22 protein-coding genes are annotated in these 20,584 nt (G+C 43.5%); 12 read left to right on the top strand and 10 right to left on the bottom strand.

Features of this window, described 5'->3' with window-relative positions; translation table 11 throughout:
• Nucleotides 1-324: 324 nt before the first annotated feature.
• From BJP34_RS20815 to BJP34_RS20785, 9 genes are all read left to right on the top strand, one after another.
• On the top strand, nt 325-1,344 hold the full coding sequence (locus tag BJP34_RS20815) for a helix-turn-helix domain-containing protein (RefSeq protein WP_083305281.1): 1,020 nt from the start codon (nt 325-327) through the stop codon (nt 1,342-1,344).
• Nucleotides 1,345-2,228: 884 nt separating this feature from the next.
• Nucleotides 2,229-3,239, top strand: coding sequence for a c-type heme family protein (locus BJP34_RS20810; RefSeq protein ID WP_229423950.1), 1,011 nt, complete (start codon nt 2,229-2,231; stop codon nt 3,237-3,239).
• A complete protein-coding gene (locus tag BJP34_RS20805; RefSeq protein ID WP_070393995.1) occupies nt 3,236-4,846 on the top strand; it encodes a mechanosensitive ion channel domain-containing protein in 1,611 nt (536 codons plus the stop codon). The genes BJP34_RS20810 and BJP34_RS20805 overlap by 4 nt, the downstream gene beginning before the upstream one ends.
• 2 nt (nt 4,847-4,848) lie before the next feature.
• Nucleotides 4,849-4,998: a hypothetical protein gene (locus tag BJP34_RS43915; protein ID WP_158517349.1), complete on the top strand. Its 150-nt coding sequence runs from the start codon at nt 4,849-4,851 to the stop codon at nt 4,996-4,998.
• Nucleotides 4,999-5,038: 40 nt separating this feature from the next.
• Nucleotides 5,039-5,293: a hypothetical protein gene (locus tag BJP34_RS20800; protein WP_070393994.1), complete on the top strand. Its 255-nt coding sequence runs from the start codon at nt 5,039-5,041 to the stop codon at nt 5,291-5,293.
• Between the two features lie 120 nt (nt 5,294-5,413).
• Nucleotides 5,414-6,541, top strand: coding sequence for a 4-hydroxyphenylpyruvate dioxygenase (hppD, locus tag BJP34_RS20795; RefSeq protein ID WP_070393993.1), 1,128 nt, complete (start codon nt 5,414-5,416; stop codon nt 6,539-6,541).
• Nucleotides 6,542-7,045: 504 nt separating this feature from the next.
• Nucleotides 7,046-7,585, top strand: a complete 540-nt coding sequence (locus BJP34_RS20790; RefSeq protein ID WP_070393992.1) for an EF-hand domain-containing protein — start codon at nt 7,046-7,048, stop codon at nt 7,583-7,585.
• A gap of 69 nt (nt 7,586-7,654) precedes the next feature.
• Entirely contained in the window at nt 7,655-7,825 is a 171-nt protein-coding gene (locus tag BJP34_RS43910; protein WP_158517348.1) for a hypothetical protein, read from the top strand.
• Nucleotides 7,816-8,769, top strand: coding sequence for a terpene synthase family protein (locus BJP34_RS20785; RefSeq protein WP_070393991.1), 954 nt, complete (start codon nt 7,816-7,818; stop codon nt 8,767-8,769). Before BJP34_RS43910 ends, BJP34_RS20785 begins: the two co-directional genes overlap by 10 nt.
• A 330-nt stretch (nt 8,770-9,099) precedes the next feature.
• On the opposite strand, the gene BJP34_RS43905 is transcribed toward BJP34_RS20785, so the two are convergent.
• From BJP34_RS43905 to BJP34_RS43900, 6 genes are all read right to left on the bottom strand, one after another.
• Nucleotides 9,100-9,243 carry a hypothetical protein gene (locus BJP34_RS43905; RefSeq protein ID WP_158517347.1) on the bottom strand — a complete coding sequence of 48 codons (144 nt, stop codon included), beginning with the start codon at nt 9,241-9,243 and terminating at the stop codon, nt 9,100-9,102.
• 172 nt (nt 9,244-9,415) lie between these two features.
• The gene (locus BJP34_RS20780; RefSeq protein ID WP_083305280.1) at nt 9,416-9,892 is read right to left on the bottom strand and encodes a GUN4 domain-containing protein; all 477 of its coding nucleotides are present in this window, start codon (nt 9,890-9,892) and stop codon (nt 9,416-9,418) included.
• 67 nt (nt 9,893-9,959) lie between these two features.
• Nucleotides 9,960-10,466 (bottom strand): signal peptidase I, encoded by a 507-nt coding sequence (gene lepB, locus BJP34_RS50090; protein WP_418904168.1) that lies wholly within the window; start codon nt 10,464-10,466, stop codon nt 9,960-9,962.
• Nucleotides 10,467-11,400: 934 nt separating this feature from the next.
• Nucleotides 11,401-12,378 (bottom strand): transposase, encoded by a 978-nt coding sequence (locus BJP34_RS20770; RefSeq protein WP_070393988.1) that lies wholly within the window; start codon nt 12,376-12,378, stop codon nt 11,401-11,403.
• A 223-nt stretch (nt 12,379-12,601) separates the two neighbouring features.
• Nucleotides 12,602-15,037 carry a phosphoribosylformylglycinamidine synthase subunit PurL gene (purL, locus tag BJP34_RS20765; protein ID WP_070393987.1) on the bottom strand — a complete coding sequence of 812 codons (2,436 nt, stop codon included), beginning with the start codon at nt 15,035-15,037 and terminating at the stop codon, nt 12,602-12,604.
• Between the two features lie 211 nt (nt 15,038-15,248).
• The gene (locus BJP34_RS43900) at nt 15,249-15,419 is read right to left on the bottom strand and encodes a hypothetical protein (RefSeq protein WP_158517346.1); all 171 of its coding nucleotides are present in this window, start codon (nt 15,417-15,419) and stop codon (nt 15,249-15,251) included.
• Between the two features lie 129 nt (nt 15,420-15,548).
• On the opposite strand from BJP34_RS43900, the gene BJP34_RS20760 reads away from it, so the two are divergent.
• A complete protein-coding gene (locus BJP34_RS20760; protein ID WP_070393986.1) occupies nt 15,549-15,737 on the top strand; it encodes a hypothetical protein in 189 nt (62 codons plus the stop codon).
• A gap of 87 nt (nt 15,738-15,824) precedes the next feature.
• Here the strand turns inward: BJP34_RS20760 and cruG are convergent, their stop codons facing one another.
• The 4 genes from cruG to BJP34_RS20740 form a co-directional block, all read right to left on the bottom strand.
• The gene (gene cruG, locus BJP34_RS20755; protein WP_083305279.1) at nt 15,825-17,021 is read right to left on the bottom strand and encodes a 2'-O-glycosyltransferase CruG; all 1,197 of its coding nucleotides are present in this window, start codon (nt 17,019-17,021) and stop codon (nt 15,825-15,827) included.
• A 65-nt stretch (nt 17,022-17,086) separates the two neighbouring features.
• On the bottom strand, nt 17,087-17,938 hold the full coding sequence (gene cruF / locus BJP34_RS20750; protein WP_070393984.1) for a gamma-carotene 1'-hydroxylase CruF: 852 nt from the start codon (nt 17,936-17,938) through the stop codon (nt 17,087-17,089).
• Between the two features lie 100 nt (nt 17,939-18,038).
• Nucleotides 18,039-18,278: a hypothetical protein gene (locus BJP34_RS20745; RefSeq protein ID WP_070393983.1), complete on the bottom strand. Its 240-nt coding sequence runs from the start codon at nt 18,276-18,278 to the stop codon at nt 18,039-18,041.
• A gap of 282 nt (nt 18,279-18,560) precedes the next feature.
• Entirely contained in the window at nt 18,561-19,307 is a 747-nt protein-coding gene (locus tag BJP34_RS20740; protein WP_324610947.1) for a DUF1802 family protein, read from the bottom strand.
• Between BJP34_RS20740 and BJP34_RS43895 the strand changes: the two genes are divergently transcribed.
• Both BJP34_RS43895 and BJP34_RS20735 read left to right on the top strand, forming a co-directional pair.
• Complete coding sequence (locus BJP34_RS43895) at nt 19,283-19,450, top strand: hypothetical protein (RefSeq protein ID WP_158517345.1); 168 nt, start codon at nt 19,283-19,285, stop codon at nt 19,448-19,450. The genes BJP34_RS20740 and BJP34_RS43895 overlap by 25 nt on opposite strands.
• Nucleotides 19,443-20,348, top strand: coding sequence for an aspartoacylase (locus tag BJP34_RS20735; RefSeq protein ID WP_070393981.1), 906 nt, complete (start codon nt 19,443-19,445; stop codon nt 20,346-20,348). The genes BJP34_RS43895 and BJP34_RS20735 overlap by 8 nt, the downstream gene beginning before the upstream one ends.
• The last annotated feature ends 236 nt before the right edge of the window (nt 20,349-20,584 follow it).

Raw genomic sequence — 20,584 nt, 5'->3', positions numbered from 1 at the left:
ATAAACAGCAGTAATGTTTGGGAAAGTTGTTGTTTAGCCCTTCACAAAGCTAGTTTTCCTGGCTTTACAAAGCCATAATCCCATCAGGGTGGGTCAAGCCCACTCTGTTGTGCTATGGGGTAAGTCAAAGACCTCACGGTGCCCTTGACCCGTAATTAAATTCGTCACGGGTCTTACCCCAAGTCAACTTTAGTAGTAAACTATCTCTGTGAATAATCAAAAATTCCAACTTTCTCAGATATAAGATTTAAATAACTAATTTTTGAAATATATTAGTTTTGCTTATAGGTAGTTGGATTATTTTTTTGTTCGAGTGGTGCTCAAATGAGTTTGTTAATTGATGCCAACAAAAGTAAAACTACCCAAGCTGAGGATGATCCTGGGACAGGCAATCAGAATATTTTCTCCAAATCCTTTACAGATGTGGATTATTTCAAAGAGTTATTTGAGTATCAAAATAAGGAAATAATACAACTCAGTCCCGGTCCTCTTCAAGCTGAGTTTTTGTCCGTTCAGATTGGTAACTTATTTTTTGTATATAATCAGGCGAACCAAGGGATTAAATTTTCGGGTGAGGGTACAAAGGGATACATATGTTTTGCGATACTTTTGTCTGAGAATGAAAAGGAATATTACTCCTTCCGTCACCCTGTGGAGCCCCAAAGGACTATTTTTGGTTTCAATAACAGGGAAGCACACGAAATATTTCCTCAAGGTGCAACGTTGATAAACATTATAATCCCTGTTAAAACGTTTGATGCTTATGCAGACCAACTACAACGCCACGATCTAGACGATAATTTCCGAAGTAAAAATCATGTGAATTTGCTACCAACGGGGATGAACGAAATTAAAGATTACCTGAAAGAACTTATTTGGTTAGCAGTACACAAACCCAATTGGTTACAAAAACCTCACATTGAAAAACTCGTTACGGATGATTTCCTTCCTTTGTTAATTAGTAATATTCCCATTAAGTTAAATTCCAAGTGTTTTATCAAACCTTCCCGAAGAGCCAAGTTGATTGCCCAAGCTGAAAAAGAAATCTTAGCACACTTGGAAAAACCTCTGACTTTAAAACAGCTAGCTCAAAATTTAGGGTCTAGCAGTTCTGCCTTATCTTATGGTTTTCAGGAATTATTTGGCTTGAGTCCCATGCGCTATCTCAAGGTACGACGACTTAATGCAGTGCGAGAACGCTTGAAAGCAAGCGAACCAGAACGTTGTACCATAGCCATTCTTGCTAGTCAATTTGGGTTCTACAGTCCTTGTCATTTTACTAGAGATTACAAAGCTATGTTTGGGGAGTTACCTTCAGAAACATTGCGAAACACTGCAAACTAAGCCTTGAGTATCGAGGGATAAATATTTCTGGAAGTTATAGCAATTCAACGACTTGTGAGGACAAAGCTTATCCCTTTAAGGCAAAAGGCAAAAGGCAAAAGGCAATAGTAAAGAGGGTTTTTAGTAATAGAAAATGTTCTGTAGGGTGCGTTAGGGATGGACTAGCCCTGATTTTCGCATTAGCTAGTATTGGAACAGTCCATCCCGTAACGCACCACCACGTTAAACAGCATGCATTGAGATGCACCCAATTTTGTGTTTGGGCTAGAATTAAGGGTCTTGCCAATTTATGGTGATTGGAACAAATCAGGGTAATTGCATTTTTTTAGTATAAATTGTACTTTACAAAAAGCGCGATATGTCAACTAATCCTTTTTTCCATTGCATCTGTATCACAGACACCCCACTGGGTGCATGTCAGTTTTGTTAATCCCTGATTCAGATCCCCCATTATCCCCCTTAATAAGGGGGACTTTTGAATCTAATTCCCCCCTTTTTTAAGGGGGGTTAGGGGGGATCTATGTACCTAATTTAAAAAGTGATATGCTCCCCACCCCACTGGCATTCTTCATTCTTCATTCTTCATTCTTCATTCTTCATTCTTCATTCTTCATTCTTAAAATACAAAACTTGTGTAAACTACCCAAGTAAAAACCGATCTATTAATCAACATATTAGGGAAATTACTGAAGTCTATAGGATTAACTTTAACTAAAATAACGATAAACAGTACTAACGGGATAAACACCGAAAAATTGGTAAGCATTCAGCCGTCAGCGGTCAGCCATCAGTTTATCTTATTCAAAAGCTGAACGCGCACGCGTGCGCGTAGCGCTTAAGCTGATAGCTTAGAAAAATTGACTACAGCAATCCGTTTAGGAATTGTGATAATTTTTCGTCTCTACTCCCGACTCCCGACTCCCGACTCCCGACTCCCTGCTCCCTGCTCCCTGCTCCCTGCTCCCTTTCCTATACCTTTAAGGATGAAACTACAAACCAGACTGGAATTAGTCATACTAGTCATTTTCTTATGCGGCTGGATCATAGCTGGGTTGATCACCTATGCTGTAGAACAGCAAAATGCTCGTAAGGAAGTTGTTCATACTGCGGAAGTGCTGTTGACTACAGCAGTGGCGGCTAGGGATTACACTACTGATCAAGTTCGACCGTTGCTCGGAGAACTGGAAACAGAAGAGTTCCTTCCCCAAACTGTGCCCTCCTATGCCGCTCAACAATTGTTCAAGGGTCTGAACCAGGACTATGACGGCTATACCTATGCTGAGCGGGCGCTTAACCCTACCAACCTCAAAGATCTGGCTGAGGGATGGCAAGTGGAGCTGATTCGAGAATTTATCACTCACCCCAATCTCAAGGAAATTATTGGGCAGCGCTCTACCAAGCAAGGACTCAAAAGTGTCTACGTTGCCCAACCGATCCAGATTAAGTCCCAAAGCTGTTTGCAATGTCACGGCAAGCCAGAAGATGCTCCCCCAGCCTTGATTAAAACCTATGGTGATGCCAGGGGCTTTGATTGGAAGCTAAATGAGATTGTTGGGATCAGGTTGCTCTCTGTGCCTACGTCAATGCCGGAGAAACAAGCGCGACAGGCTATTTTTTCATTCTTATTGCTGCTAGCTAGCATTTTCTTAATCGCTTACACCACAGTCAGTCTAATCGTCAGGCGCTGGGTAGTTAATCCCCTCAACAGCATTGCTCACTTGGTGGAGCAAATCAGCCTCAGAAAGGTGGAAGGTTCGCAATTACCAGATGGTCGCTCTGATGAAATTGGCAAGCTCAGCCAATCCATCAATAGATTGCTGATCAGCTTAAGTAAAGCCCTGTCAAACTGCAACTTACCCTCAAGTCACTCTGACGATATCTCTAACCCGAAATGACTGCAAAACACTTAACTATTCTCGGCCTCACCGGTCTGTTGCTTTTAGCCTATACCTTTGTGAGTAGCAACCCAGACCTGGTATCAGACTCGATAGTGAAGTACCTACAAATTACGGTATTGGTCTGCGGTAGTATTGTAATCGTTAATTTTATTTCCTTTGTGGTAGTTGATGTTTGGTTTGCCCGCTCCCAAGGTAAACAACCCTCAGCCTTGCTCAAGCTAGTTATTTCCCTATTACTCTATGCAGTTTGCTCGGTTTTGATCTTAGGACTACTGGGGGAAAACATTGCAGCCTTCTTTACCACCTCAGCATTAATCACAGCAATGATCGGCTTTGCTCTACAGTCTACTTTAGGCAATTTCTTTTCAGGGGTAGCCCTACGGATTGACCAACCGTTTCAAATTGGTGACCGAGTGATTATCCGTGATGTAGAGGGTGTAATCGAGTCGATCACCTGGCGGTCCATCGGGATACGTCAGTGTACTGGTGAAATGACTTACATTCCTAATGGGTTACTGTCAGATGACTTACTTACGGTGATTCCCACTAAGACATCCACGGTACAACCAGTGATGCGCTCTGTGGAATTTTTAGTGCCTGCTGCTTCTCCCCCCCAACAAGTGATTGATACTGCCTATGGAGCAGTCCTGAATCAGCCCCACCCTAACATTAACCTGGACAAACCGATTCAAGTCAGGATGTGGGAATATGATTTAGCGGATCCAGGGCTGTTTATCACTTACAAACTTTTATACTTTCCTAAAAACTACAACATTGCTCCGCTACACACAGATCGCGAACTCTTACGTCGAGTCTGGTATGGGTTACGCCGTGAAGGATTAAGTCCTAGGTATATTATCCCCTCCAACAAGCAGCACCTCAAACTCCTCAGCTCCATTGAATTCTTCCGCCACTTCAGCCTTGGGGCGCAGAAAATCCTGATCGAATGTGCCAAGCCTCTACTATTTGATGCTGGTGAAACCCTAAGTAGCAAAAATCTGCCCCAAAACGCTATGTTTATTGTCGTTAAAGGCTGCCTAGAAGTGGAGCAACAGGTGGTTATGACCTTGGGCAAGACTACAGTCAAAGCATTCAGTCATAGACCGAAAGCCCAACCCCCTACTCCATTAGATCAACAGGTGATTGAAAGGCTCGCTTATCAGCTAGCTCACTACATCGGTCCTACTGCTTTTTCTGTAGCCCATGAGGCGGCACAGCAGACATCCTCCCTCTACTGGCTTTACCAACTCTTAGCAGCAGAGATTCACGATCTTGAGCAACGGCAGGAATTCCTCAACTACTGCCCTCCATTTCCTGTGGAACAGTTACAAGCCGGAGACTTCTTCGGTGAGATGACTCTTTTCTTAGGTAAACCCTTGCCAAAAGTTACCATCACTGCTGCCATGGAGACAGAGATTCTGGTCATCACTCAGGAGTCACTGACTGAAGCGTTACGGGACGATCACACACTCCTAGATCCCTTGAGCCAGCAAGTTGCTAAGCATCAGAGCAACTATCTGGCTGGAACAATGCAGATGTCTTCCTTAGAGGTATTACCAGCAGATGCGATCGCAAAGCACATTGGCCATCTGATTAGTGCTTAGTTGTGGGGAATCGGGAATCGGGAATCGGGAATCGGGAATCGGGAATCGGGAATCGGGAAAGAGAGGGGAGTGTGGGAGGTGTGGGGAGGGTGGGGAGATGGGGAGATGGGGAGATGGGGAGATGGGGAGATGGGGAGATCTCACAGGGGTAGGTTTTGATTAAGGGTAATTATCCTGACATGATGATATCAGATGGATTTACCAAGCTGGCCAATCGGTTTGGTAGGCACTGCCTACCTTACACCCTACACCCTAAACCCTAAACCCTACACCCTACACCCTACTCCCTACACCCTACTCCCAGATCCGCTGTTCCCTGTTCCCTTTGCTATAGATTTGACGGCAAATTGGTATAATTTTCTAAAAATAGCAACATTAAAGGCGTTGCTGATTTGGGTATGGTTTCGCCCCCCTAACCCCCCAATTCTGGGGGGAACAAAACTATGAAAGTCCCCCAAATTTGGGGGATTTAGGGGGCTTTAGCAAAACCGGATGATCGCCCATTCATTCCTTTATTCAGCAACGCCACATTAAAAACAGTACAAGCTCTTTAACTGGATTTCAATCATGAAAATTGATCATGTTCACTTCTATGTTAGAGATGCTACAGTTTTTTCTGATTGGTTAGTCCAGACTCTTGGCTTTCAACGGGTCGCCAGTGGCAGTAGTTACCATACCTACACAGAAGTTGTCAAAAGTGGCTCAATCACGTTTGTTATCTCGTCACCTCTGACATCAGCAAGTCCTATTGCTGGGTTTTTGCGTGTGCATCCTCCTGGAGTGGCTGACATCGCTTTTCTAGTAGAAGACCTGGAAGCGGTGATTGAGAATGCGTCCGCTCAAGGCAACCAAGTGATACAACCACCTCACGAGCAATGTCAAAGACACGGACGGCTCAAGTGGAGTAAAATCCCCTCCTGGGGTTCTGTGGTTCATACCCTTGTTGAGCGGGATGGCATCTGTGAGGAATCCTTTTTCCCGGCTCAGTTGAACTGGATCACGAAAACTGCTGATGGTAAGGTACCCTCCCTTAGTAGAGAGGCAAACCAAGGCAATAACAATCCTCAGACCATGTTCACCACCATTGATCATGTGGTACTTAATGTAGCGGCTGGTGAGTTAGAACGGGCAGTAAATTGGTATCAACAAGTGCTGGGATTTTGCCCACAACAACTATTTTCTATTAAGACACAACAGTCTGGTTTATACTCTCAGGTCATGGTTGATCCCACTGGTCAAGTCCAATTGCCGATCAATGAACCGACTTCTGCTAATTCCCAGATTCAGGAATTTATAGATTTCAATGGTGGACCAGGAATCCAGCATATTGCTCTTAGAACTAGCAATATAGTAGAAGCGATCGCGCAACTCCGTGGTCGAGGTTTGCCGTTTATTGAAGTGCCTTCCAGCTATTACAGTCAGTTGCGGCAAAGACCAGGGGGCTCTAATTTACCCTTACCAACAGCAGAATGGGAAGAAATTGCTACCAGACAAATATTAGTAGATTGGCAGCAAGAGTTTTCCCAAGCTTTGTTACTTCAAACCTTCACCAAGCCCATTTTTGGGAAGCCTACGTTCTTTTTTGAAATCATTGAGCGCCGCTGTCAGGCCAAGGGATTTGGAGAAGGGAATTTTCGTGCTTTGTTTGAAGCCATCGAGCGGGAACAGAACAAGCGAGGAAGTTTATCAACGTAAGCGATCAGCGATCAGCTAATGCGCGTTCAGCATACGGCGGTTTGCATAACTATCAGGTACACAGGATTGTTTTCCCACTTCTGACTTCCCACTTCTGACTTCCCTGTTCCCTGCTCCCTGCTCCCTGCTCCCTACTCCCTAAAAACCCAGAACGAAAGTACCTAACTGAATGGCAAACCGCTGTATGCTTACGTTAATAATGCTCAAGGTTAATTTCTCTACTTGGAGGTATTGACAAAATGCCTTACCTTTTAACTTGTAACCAATGTCAAGTATCCGGTAGAATTCTCTGTGTAGTCAAAAACCTTAGTTTTCTAAACCATAAAATCATGGGAAGTAAGAGTAGCAAGGTTTCGTCTGAGTCAAAACTCCGGGCGCGCTCAGTCCTTCAATTTATAGGTGAAACACCAGTAAAATAATTCGTTTTTAAGGATTTTTTTTAGACTCATAAGCTACTCATATTAAACTGAAAAACCATAAATTTTAATCCAAGGTTACTTGAAAATGTTAACCGCATTACAACAAAGGAAATTAACAACATTATTCAATAATATCGATACCGATTCAGGTGGAACTCTCAACCAAAATGATTTTCATCTGATTTTGAATAAACTGGCTAGTTCACGAGGGCTAAAACCTAATTCTTGGCAATATGCCTATCTGCGTTCTATCTTGGTGTCCATGTGGAATAACTTGAGTTTGGCTGATCAAAACAGGGATGCAGAAATCACCCTTGAGGAATGGTTTAAGTATTACGACAATCTGATTCACTCAGATGCCTATGAACCCCTTATTCATTTGCAATGTGATGTCTTTTTTGCTTTACTTGATGAGGATGACAATGGAGAAATTAGTCAGCAAGAGTATGTAGATTTGGTAAGTGCTTATGGTGTTGATGCTAGTTGGGCAAGGGAAAATTTTTGCCAACTGGATTTGAATAGTGATGGACATATCTCTCAGGAAGAGCTTTTCACCTTGATGGATGAATTTTTCCGCAGTGATAACCCAAAATCTCCGGGAAATTACTTTTGGGGTTCCTATTAAATTTTTAAGGTATACCAATCCTAAACGAATTGTGATAATTTTTGTTCCCTTTTCCCTTTTCCCGTCTTGATGCAGTCGCTCATGGGGGAAACCACGGCAGTTGCTCATGGGGGAGACCCCCAAGACCGCACTGCCTCCCCAAGACCGCGCTGCATCGCTACTCCCTACTCCCAGATCCGCTGTTCCCAGATCCGCTGTTCCCTTTGGTATATTAATCTCAGCTATTTTCCATGGATATAATTCGACGTTCAGACATTCCCGAATTTTATTGTCCAATAGATGTAGAACTCAATAAATATACCGAGTTGGCTGAGAAACATAGTTTGCAATGGGTAGAAAAATTTGGACTGATTCCAAAGGGAGGAACAGAGTACCAAGGTTTACGCTCTGCGAAAGCAGCTTGGTGCGTTGGCTATACTAATCCTAATGCCTCTGCTGATGATCTTTATCTAATGAGTGACTGGATAATGTGGTTTTTCACTTATGATGATGTCTGTGATTCTTCAGAGTTAGGGAAAAATCCCAATGAATTATCTGCCATGAAGAATCAGTTGGTGGATGTTTTAAACGGTGCTGAGGTCACTCAACAAGATAATAATTTTGTTCAAGCTTTACAAGACATTCGCCAACGCTTAATTCAAAAAACAAGTAAAGAATGGGTTGAGCGTTTTGCTCATGATGTAGACCAGCAATTCCAAGGATATATATGGGAAGCTACCAATTGCTTGGATAATATTACTCCAGATTTGTCTACCTATGTAAAATTACGTCCTTATCCGTTGGCCATATATCCCTGCTTGGATTTAACTTGGATTTCTAAGAATATTCCAGCCAATGCTAAATTCTTGAGACATATTTATGTCCAAAATATGGCCGTGATGGCAAGCAACTATGTGGGTTGGACAAATGACATACTTGGAGTCAATAGAGAATTGAATGAGGGCAATCCTCACAATATAGTCTTGGTACTCCAGCAAGAGTATAACCTCTCTTTGCAAGATGCTGTTCAACAAGCGGTTCAAATGTGCAATGCTGAGATGAAAGCATTTCTATACTTAGAGTCTCATCTTCCCTCATTCGGTGAAGCCGAAGATGCTAGTCTCAAAGACTATATTAATGGATTGCGTTCCTGGATGGGAGGCCATTTTGTTTGGTACTCCGAAACGAGACGCTATAACCTATAGCGGTTTGTAGCGGTTGGCAACCCACGCTAATTACCATAACAAACAATACCAGTCGTCATTAGTCAGTAGTTAGCAGTTAGAATTCGGTATTATACTTAACCTACACGCTAACTGCTATAGCTCTCTGCTGTCAGACTGGATAAACCTCTTGTCATTTCGTTAGTCCTAAACTTCTTACACCACAAGGGATACCCAAATTATTTACTATACCACTTGGGAAAACCCATCAACTATTATTTATTCCAAGGAAACTTGGTACCCATCTCAGTTAGGGCAGAAAATACCAGATACAGGATCAGTAGACCAACAGTAGCTAGAAACAAAACGATTTCATTGTCCATATAGCAAAGGGAATAGGGAACAGCGGATCTGGGAGCAGGGAGCAGGGAGCAGGCAGTAGGGAATAGGGAACTCAGAAAAATTAATTGATATAATTATAGTAATTGAAGTATAACTTGAGCAGGACTTTTCCACAGTTTAACGCTTTTATTGTGGAAGGTTTGTGTTTGCGTTCGCATCCTTAGATAGGATATCTAAATTGGGATAGGATATCTAAATTGGGCGTTGCTGAATTACGGGATGCATGAGAGATAGACAGGTATGTACTTTGGTGGCACCGGCACTCAAGAGCAAACGTTTCAATAAACTATATCCCCTTGTGGGACATCAGATACCAACCAAAACCAAAAAATCGAAACGCCCAGCATCCAGGTAAATGTCCTAATGGTGCTTGAGTAATGTCAAAGATCAGATCTTTGTAACTATCCATCTGCCAACCAACACGCTTGACAAACTCAACAGACTCATTAGATATGATTCCAGAGTCTTGTCTTGATAATTTGTCTACAGATTGTTTATTATCAATATAAATTTTATTTTGGATACTAAATCCAAATTTATCGGAACTATATTTCCGCCATAATTTATCAATAGCTAAGAGGTCAGTAGTGGGAAAGTTTTTGATCTCTTCTGGTCTGATCCAATCTCCCTCTTTACGGCCAACTACTTCTAGCATTACAACGTATGTCTCATAGTCGGCTTCTCTCCACTTACCTTCCGAAAGAAGCTGCTGTAGCTTTGAATAATCAACGCTCTGTCTTGGATAATAATTATCGTTACTCATCGTAATACCTGCCGAAGTTTTACGTTAATAGCCTTAGGAAAAGGTAGAGGATTGACCAGCTCTATTGTTACTTTATGGCACCAGCCCGATGCAGAGGCCAAAATCGTTTAGTAGCTTTCCCAATAATATTTTCCCTAGGGACAAATCCCCAATGGTGACTGTCATAACTATTATTACGGTTATCTCCTAGGACAATGTAAGAATCAGGCGGCACTGTTATAGGACCGAAGCTGTACTGAGGGGGTTCTTCAATATAGTTTTCTTCCAACTGCTGATTATTAACATAAACCTTGCCATCCTTGACTTCTATTTTATCTCCTGGGAGACCAATGCTCCGACTAATAAATGCATCTTTAAAATTTTGCTCTTTTAGTTTCTCCGTTGGCAAAAAAACTACAATATCTTTTCGTTGTATCTCTTGGAAAGAGTAACTAAACTTGTTGATAATTAAACGATCATTAATTTGCAGTGTCGGCAGCATTGATCCTGATCCGATATAGCGAGCTTCTACCAGATTTCTCGATAAAGGCGCAATCAAAGCAGTCAAAATTATGAAAATAGCAACGATGATTATAGTGTTTTTTGTTATTTCTCTACGAACTGGTGATGCCACATAAGCGTAATAGACAACAATCCCTTGAAAAATAATTGGAGCTAATGGGAAAATGCTGGATGCTATAAATAAAATCAATAATAAAATACTAATTGAGTATTTTCGTAGATACCAATGACCCAGTCCTGGAATTATTCTTGATAAAAAAACAGCTCGCCACGGATCTTTATGGCTTTTTCTTTGGCGTTCAAAGCTTATATCATTTACTTTTCTAGTACAACTATAGGCATCAAAAAGATTCCAGAAAAAAATTATTAGAGCAGCTATTAAAAAAATGAAACCGATACCTATATTTGTCCTCGTGTCAAAAACTATTAACCATACACCCAAACTCTGTAAGATAATTTGAGTAACTATCAAAATCCATCCTCGAATTAATTGGCCTGCATAGAGTTGACCTAATCCCGGCCAAAAAGATGATAAATTGACCGCCAGCCAAGGTTCTTTTCCCGAATTAGATTGAGATAAACTTTGCCATGATTGAGACATGAATTGCTCTTACAACAACCTGATGATACTCGACTTTTGCACCTTTTTAGCTCACATTACCATACACTCTCACATCTATTCCATAATGATTTATCTCGAATTGTTAAATCATTTAACTAAATTTAACTAAAAATTACGGCGTTGCTGAATCAGGGTATGATTTTCAACATGTACGTTCGCAAAGCGGTTCTTTTGGAACATCGCTCTCCCCTTTTAAACTTCCGAATCTATCTCCCTATAACCGGTATTCAACCGGGTGGACTCACTTTTGCAAAAATACGACCATTGAAGGCTAATATCATCTCAGGATAATTACCCTGAATAAAAATCTCCCCTATCCCCCCATCTCCCCACCCTCCCCACCCTCCCCTGATTTATAGATTTACAACAAAAAGATGCACCCTATTCAACCTTCCTCCTGTTCCTGCTCAACAGATAGCAATTGGTCAAGCCCACCCTGAAACTCTTCAACAGAAGCAATAGTAATTCCTTGTCGATGCAAAGTTTTCAAGACAGAGACCGACCCAATCTGGTTAATTTTCTCAACCAACTCCCTTGGCACATCCTCAAATCGTACCTTAAGCACTTCCAAAACAGTCTCTCGACTACTTTGGAGAATGCCTTCTTCTATCCCCTCTTGACGAGCAAGGCGCTCTATACTAGTAACATAGGGCATTGTGCTTTCTTCCTCAAAACGTCTGACTTGCTGTTTAAACCCAATCTGAAAGCTATCCGGTAATGTCATCATCCAGTCGATGAGCCGGAATAATTCTAGGATATCTTGTCTACTATACCCTCGTTGATAAAGACTCTTGGCAATGCTTAATTTGCCCTGATACCGTCCCTGGGGATTTTGAACAGTTTGCTGAGTGGTGCGATGTGCAGCCACAATCACAGCAAAAGGATTAGTGCTTTGTTCTAGTTTAGACAGCTGATAATCTAACAGCTTAGCTACTGGAAACTGCAATAAAACTCGACAACCCCAAATGTCGTAATTGTATTCACTTGGTCGCCAAGACTCCTCATCATCAGCGAGAACAGCTAAACTGACTACCTTCTGTCGATACATATCAAAGATGCGATAGTTGTAGACGTACATCCTTTCCGCAAAGACTGACTGAGCCTGACTCTGTACTTCCACATGAATCAGTACCCACGTTTCTTCACCGTCTTGTCGCCAAACTTTGACCAGTTTATCGGCTTCCCTGCTGCCAATTTCTGCATCTCGAGCCACCTGTTGGAATTCTGTATCAAGAAATTCATAGCCTCTTTCCCAGTCAATGTTACGGTCAATCTCGGGAAAAAAGAATGCCATGAAGGATTCAAAATAGATGGAAAGCGCTTCTTTCCAGGGATTATCGTAATCGGCTCTTGGATTGGTCATTGAGTATCAGAAAACTGAATTATGCTATCTTAGCAAAGCTCTTGTCAGCCAATCCCTATCCAGCCAATTCCTGTTTAACATTTTTAAAAAACGTTGCAGACGCGATCGCAAAGCGGTTCCAAACGAACTTCGCAAAGCGGTTGCAAAGAAACACCGCTAAACCGGTTCTCATAATAATAACGTACACAGGATTTTGTCCCGATTCCCGATTACCGATTCCCTCCTAAACTCTCAAACGCCTTTCAATCCCATTCTCCCAAGAATCACACATCTCCTGAATTGTCACTTCAATCACAGACTGACCATTTTCCACCAGTACTCGTAAACCAGCATTGTCCCCTTGAACAACACCCAGTTGTTGCCAATATTCCTCATCCCCTAACTGTTCTTTTAGATAAGATTCCCAACTTGTTTGCTGTTGAGGAGTTACAGAAACCAGAATCCGACTCCCCCCTTCACCAAATAGCACTTCATCCCAGCGCAGGTCTAACGACTCGGAGCTATAGCCTAGAGTAATGTCTGCCCCCAACTTACCTGCAATACAGGATTCAGCCAACGCTACGACTAATCCCCCTTCAGCACAGTCATGAGCAGAATTTACCCAACCTTGACTGATACCCTCTCGCGTTACGGTTTGGACACGACGCTCTAAATCAAAATCCACTACTGGTGGCTTGCCCGCAACCATGCCATGAATCGTTGCCAGATACTCCGAAGCACCTAATGTAATTTGGGATTTAGTTTGGGATTTAATTTGGGATTGACTATTTTCCCAGTATTTAGTCCCCAATCCTAATAAATAGATTAAATCCCCTTCACCTTGCCAACCTTGACCACAGGTTTTAGTAATATCAGCAATTAATCCCACCATCCCTACCACTGGCGTCGGGTAAATCGACTGAGGATTCCCGTCACTATCAATAGTTTCGTTATACAAGGAAACATTCCCCCCAGTCACAGGAGTGCTCATTTCCCGGCAAGCCTCTGCTATTCCTGCACAAGCCGAAGCCAGTTGCCAGTAACCCACAGGCTTTTCTGGAGAACCAAAATTCAGATTATCGGTTACTGCCAAAGGTTCTGCACCCACACAGCTGAGATTCCGTGCTGCTTCTGCTACCACAGCTTTTGCCCCTTCATAGGGGTCAAGATAAACATAACGGGAGTTACAATCGACCGTTGCCGCCACACCAGCATTAGAGGTTAAAGGTTGAAGGTTAGTTTCGGTCGAACCTCCAACATTCAACTTTTCAACATTCAACTGCTGTAAAGGGCGTAACCGAATCACGGCAGCATCAGCATTTCCTGGCAGAATTAAGGTATTGTTTTGGACTTGGTGGTCGTACTGCCGATAAACCCAGCGTTTCGACGCAATAGTTGGAGTATCTAGGAGTTGACCTAGAATGTCATTCCAACTGTGATGTTTGCTGTTAATCTCAATACCTGTAACATTACAGGGAGGGAGGGATTCCCCATCCCATTCCCAAGCCTTCAATGCATAGTCTGGTGGTTCTGTCAATAGCTCCCGCTGATAAATTGGAGTATTATCGGCTAGAGCAGTAGCTGGGATTTCTGCTGCTACCTCTCCTTGGAACAAAATCCTGACCAAAGGTTCTTCGATTACCTTACCTGCTACCACAGCATGGAGTCCCCAACGGTGGAAAATATCTATCAGTTCCTGTTCTCGACCCTTGTGGGCAACAAACAGCATTCGTTCTTGGGATTCCGACAGCAGGTATTCATAAGGCACCATACCTGTTTCTCGCGCTGGCACCAGGTCTAAATCGAACTCAATACCCAAGCCCCCTTTAGCTGCCATTTCTGAAGTAGAACAGGTTATGCCAGCAGCTCCCATATCTTGAGCAGCTACTACGGCACCGGTTTGGAATGCCTCAAGACACGCTTCAATCAAAGACTTTTCTAGGAACGGGTCCCCCACTTGCACCGCTGGGCGGTCATCTAGGGATTGATCCGTAAGTTCGGCACTAGCAAAACTTGCCCCTCCCATCCCATCTCTACCGGTAGTGGACCCAACATAGAGCACAGGATTTCCAACTCCAGAGGCTCCAGAGGTAACAATTTCTGGAGTTTCCATCAGTCCCAGAGCCATCACATTCACCAAGGGATTACCAGTGTATGCCCGGTCAAAGTAAACTTCACCCCCTACAGTAGGGACACCCACGCAATTGCCATAGTGACTGATTCCTGCTACTACCCCATTAAACAATCGTCTAGTGTTGGCATTATCCAAAGTCCCAAAGCGCAGAGAGTTTAAGACGGCAATCGGGCGAGCTCCCATGGTAAAAATATCCCGTAGAATCCCCCCTACTCCGGTAGCAGCTCCTTGAAACGGTTCTACCGCTGAGGGGTGATTGTGGGATTCAATTTTAAATGCCAGTTGTAGCCCATCACCCAAGTCTACAACACCAGCATTTTCCCCAGGACCAACTAGAATACGTTTGCCTTCTGTGGGAAATTGCTTCAGTAGAGGACGGGAGTTCTTGTAGCAGCAATGTTCCGACCACATCACACCGAACATTCCCAGTTCAGCTTTATTGGGATGACGCCCTAGGCGCTGGACAATTTCTTCATATTCAGAAGGGGTTAAGCCTTCAGCAGCAATCTCTTCTGGGGAAAAGGAGGTCGAGGAATTAGTGGGCATATAACTCTGGCACAGACGGCACAGAGATTATTTTATAGACTATTGAGCCAATTATGATCAATAGCCAGACTTCTTCAGCTCCTTTGGTTCCCGTCCTTTGGATTTTTGCGTGCGATCGCGAAGCGGTTCCAAAGGAACATCGCGTATCAGGTATCAGCTATCAGCTATCAGCTATCAGCTTTTAGTTTTTAGTTTATGCGCTACGCGCACGCTACGCTAACAGCTTATGTGCTACGCGCAGGCTACTTGAGTGGCTATTGGCCAACGGCTGAGCGCTGACTGCTGACCACTGACCGCTGACCACTGACCGCTGACTTCTGACTTCTGACTTCTGACTTCTGCTATACCTTACCAATTCTTTAGCCACAATAAAATCACCCACGTGGGTAATGTCCCGGATATATTCCCCGTATTACTCTGTAAGCATAGCTGCCACTTACAACCATTACACCCCTAAAACCGCAGCTTTATCAATCTATCAATTAATCTATCCATTGGAGGCAAATCCATTATGTCTAGAAATTTTGATCATATAGCCTACTCTGTATCCACCCTAGTTTATCAATACAATTCCTATAGCCCAGACACAATCGAATACGTTTTATTCAATCAAGGACTCCTAGCCGGTCTCGAAAGACAAGCCGAAGCTAGCGACAGTCCAGTTTACTTAGAAGGGTATCAGATCGGACAGAGCTATTAAGTTGTTATCGAGGTTATCCACTTATGGCCTTGCACGCACTGGGGGGAATGGGGGAAGCAATTAGGGTGGTTTCCCCCTCAGCTAATTTCAACTACTAGGCGGATAAACTCGTCCTCGCCACTGAGTCGGTTGTTGCCCAGCAGAAAGGAAAATGCGAACTACAGCCAACGGATCGGCCAGAGGAGATAACCAGAATAACAAAGCAGCAGGGGAAAAGTGTTCTAGACGCTGGTAGCAAGGATAAATTGCCCAGAGCAGAGCTAACCTGATCAACACCAAGAACAAATTTAAACCTGTCGCTGCTAGTAAAGGAATAGAACTATATCCCCCAGCTAAACAGGCGAGTAACAGCACAGAAAGTGGTATAGGAAGACCTTGAACAGATAAGAGCAACCAAAGGTCTTGTCCTAGTTGAGTCCACGAGGTAGCATCTTTTAAATCCAGGGAGCGTCCCCATTCTGCCCAAGTCTGCCTAAACCCTTCGTACATCCGTACCTGAATTAACTTAGACCCATCGAGGAAACCAACTGAGAAACCAGCTCTAGCTGCCTGACGCGCTAGGGTAACATCATCGCAGAAAGAGCTAGCTGCACCTTGATATCCTCCCAACTCAGCTAAAACCGAGCGACGAACTAGGAAGCATTGCCCATTTGCCATCACTGTTTCTGGTCTAGGTTGGCGTACTCCAGCCGATTCACATCGATATAGCAAAGTCATCAGCAGCGCTGGTTGTAACCACCACTCCCCCGGCTCTTGGAGGATAAATTGAGGGGACAAAGACAGCAGCTGATAGCCTTCCTCCTGCGCTGCCTTAACCATAGTTTCCACTAAACCCGGTTGGGGTCTGGTATCAGCATCAATCCCCAAAATCCACTCACTATGCTCTGAGCTTTCTAAGAAACCATTGTGTAATGCCCAAGGACGACCGACCCAACCAGGAGGAAGGGGAGGATCGTTAGTGAGTCGAAAACGGGGATCGAAAAAGCCAGCCTTCTTGACCAATTCCGGTGTACCATCCTCAGAATTACTATCGACGACGATGATTTCTCTTACTGGATAACTTTGACGAGTTAAGCCTTCCAAGCAAGGTGCAATGCGCTCGACTTCATTGAGTGTTGGTACCACGATACTTACCTTACCCAGTAAATCTGGGGTTGGTTCTTGCTTTACCAGAGGTTGACGGCGGGTAGCGCCTTTGAACAGACGAGCCAAAAGAATTAGAGTGGCTATACCCTGAGAAAGGAGCAGGATGAGGGCAATAGCTGCCACAGCGGTTACGTTCACGCTAGCTTTTGTTATAGAGATCCTACAGGTACGGTAACGGTTGTTAAATCAGCAGTAGCGTCTAGTTACGATGCTTCTGGAGCAGACTTTGCCGATTTGTACAGCAGTAATGCTGGTAATATTCCCAACACTAAACCGAGATATACAGGAGTGTAAATCCCACTAGCAAGGCTCATAATCGTAGCAAAAGCCAAGTTACTCAAATAGATAGCTAGAGGTAAGTCTAGGCTGTTACTCGATATCGTTACTGGTTTAAAGCTCCAAATTAAGGTAGCTACACTCATAAATACAATTCCAGTACCTAGCCAGCCTGCAAAATTTTGATAGGGCATCCCAAAAAAAGCACCTGGTTGCTCCCAGATCCAAAACGGTACATTGGTTTGGCTCATAGCGGGATCCAGCACAAAATCCCAGGACGTCAGTAATAGGGCACCAATAGCGATCGCGCCTAAACACTTAGACCAGTTAGGTATGCTCAGATTCCCTAGGCCAACACGGGCGATTAGGTAAGCACTAAAGCCAAGATAGAACCAAGATAAAGGAATCGTAAAAGGAACCAAACCAGCGATTTTGTAGCCTAAACCACTCAAGTAATGATAGTGGCCAAACGGAAAGCCAGTGCTAGTGCCTAATAATTCACTTCCTAGGGAAAGAGCAATAGCTGGCAACATGAAACCTAACCAATGCCAAGCACCACAGACGCGATAGGCATAAATAGATACTGCAATAGTCCCTAAGAGTATATAGGCAGCACCACCGCCAGCCATTGACCAAACTAGGGCTGTTTGTCCGAATTGAGTCAAATGAGTAATAAATTCTGTGTTCGGTAATACTAATAAGATTCCTGCTAAGCCAAAAGCCATGGACAGAATATGACCAACTAAGAAACCCCTCTCGGCAGTTACGGTTTTTTTCATGTAAATAAAGGAGACTCCTTACTAATTGATGGAACTGACCACTGACGTGTTAGTTATTGGTTTTAACTTTGAGCTATCGGAGGCGTTAACGATCACAGGCTTAATCAGTACCAATTTCCTTTAACAGCCTCCAGAGTAGCCAAAGATAGTGCTTCGACCATCTCGAGTAAGGTTTCCTAACTCCATCCCACTTTGCCCGTTCGGCAATGGTGTCAAGGCGAGTTCTGCTACCAGCAGATTTTCCCCTCTCCTCAACGACTAGGGACAGGGCTAGGAACTGGCGGTCTATCCTAGATGCCATCACCATTACAACGAGCGGACTAATGACTATTGCCTGCATTTTAGCGAGTAAATTCCCGATTAACCGGAAATTACTAGGGTATTAACAAAGACTTAATTGTCTGATCCAGAGTCAACCTCACAAAGATTTTAGTAGAGACATTCTACTAGGATAATCTCCTTTAATTTTGCATAAATTGTACTTGACAAAAAGCGAAATGTATGGAAACATATCTAACCCCCCACTCATACCGAGTTGCATTCAAACAAAGTAGATTGGTGGGATAGGGAGATAGGGAGATAGGGAGATGGGGAGATGGGGAGATAGGGGGAAGAGAAAGTATCAATCTTCGATCAGACTACGAATTTCTCTAACTTGTTCGATATACTCCCCATCATTCCAAACTGGTACAACTCCCTCGTAAGAAATCGGTTCAACTAAATCAATCCATGAGCGACAGCCTCCGTACTCTTGGTGGTAGGGAGTGATCACAGGCTCAGGTAACTGATAAGTACGCAACAGCAGTACATATAAAGGTTGACGTGGCTTCCACTTCCAACGCTCACTCACAAATTCTTCATTCCAAATATGATAGGGTAGCAGAGCAGCAACAGTGGATTGCTCCGTTACTGGTAAAATATCAGTAATAGACGCCCAGCTACCAATCCGAACCGTTTCCGGATGCCAACCTGAGGGCACAGGTTTCACAACTCCCCCATAGTCAGGTTTAAGCAAATTAGGCTTTTGATGCTCATAGGTAGGGTAGAGTAAAACCTGGTGGTGAGCCACACTGAAGCAGTTGCCCTGTTCACGAATACCGCCTTTGCGCAACAGCATAATCGTTTTGCCCGCTTCTAAGGCATTAACCGCAACAGCCCATTCTTTCAGGGCATGGGTAGTACTTGAAAGCATAAGTTTAGTAATCGAACTTTTCTGATAACAATAAGAGGTTTGCGTTTTCCTAGGATAGGATGTCAAGATTACTCTCAGTAGGGAATAGGGAGTCGGGAGTCGGGAGTCGGGAGTCGGGAGTCGGGAGTCGGGAGTCGGGGTAAGACAATTGAATGTACCATCTCCCCATCTCCCCATCACCCGATCACCCGATCACCCCATCACCCCATCACCCCACACCTCCCACACTCCCCACCCTCCCCACACTACCGATTCCCGATTCCCGATTCCCGATTCCCAGATCCGCTGTTCCCTTTGCTATACCAACCACCCATGAGTAATTCTGAAGCAAACAACCTTAAAACTATTAATAAAGTTGCCATTGTAGGAGGAACCCACGGCAATGAATTTACCGGTGTATACCTTGTCAAAAAGTTTGATAAATTTCCAGAATTAATCACTAGACCTAGTTTTGAAACCTTGACAAAAATAGGTAATCCCCAAGCCTTTAAAGCTGCTAGGAGATATATTGATACAGACTTAAACCGCTGCTTTGCTAAAAGTGACCTGGAAAATCCTGAGCTTTCTTTGCTAGAACAAACCCGAGCCAAAGAGATGGCTAAAACCCTAGGGCCAAAAGGCAATTCCCAGGTAGATTTTATTCTAGATTTGCACAGTAGCAGTGCTAATATGGGGTTTACTATAATTCTCGTCAACAACGACCCCTTTAATTTACAACTTGCTGCTTATCTGAGTTCCCTTGACCCCTTAGTTAGAGTTTTAAGTTCCATTGAACCAGGTAAAGAAAATCCCTTTGTAAATTCTCTATGTAATTTCGGCTGTTCTATTGAAGTCGGTCCCATTGCACCAGCTAGTCTCAAGGGCGATATTTTTCAGAAAACTGAAGCTTTAATTTACGCCACGTTAGATTATATTGAAGATTATAATAACGGTAAACTTTTATCTAACACTTATCCCCTTACCATTTATCACTATTTCAAAGTAGTTGACTATCCCAGAAATGAAGCTGGTGAACTAGAAGGTATGATTCATCCTCAGCTCCAGGGCAGAGATTATCAAGAACTCAATCCTGGTGACCCCATGTTTCTGACCTTCGATGGCACCACAATTTACTATGAAGAAGAAGCTACGGTTTGGCCAGTATTTATTAATGAAGTTGCCTACTATGAAAAAGGAGTAGCGATGTGTTTGACTAAAAAAGAGATAGTTAGTGTTTAGGGAACAGCGGATCTGGGAACAGCGGATCTGGGAAAGAGATGGGGAGATGGGGAGATGGGGAGAATACATAATTTTATTGCTGATCAAACTCTGATTAATTGCTAATTACTAATTATAGCTTTTTGCTTGTAGCTTAAGTAGAATCCCGACTCCCGACTCCCGACTCCCGACTCCCGACTCCCGACTCCCGACTCCCGACTCCCGACTCCCGACTCCCGATTCCCGATTCCCGACTC

It is taken from the genome of Moorena producens PAL-8-15-08-1 (assembly GCF_001767235.1).
GTDB lineage: Bacteria > Cyanobacteriota > Cyanobacteriia > Cyanobacteriales > Coleofasciculaceae > Moorena > Moorena producens_A.
This window is presented reverse-complemented; position numbering and strand designations above follow the sequence as displayed.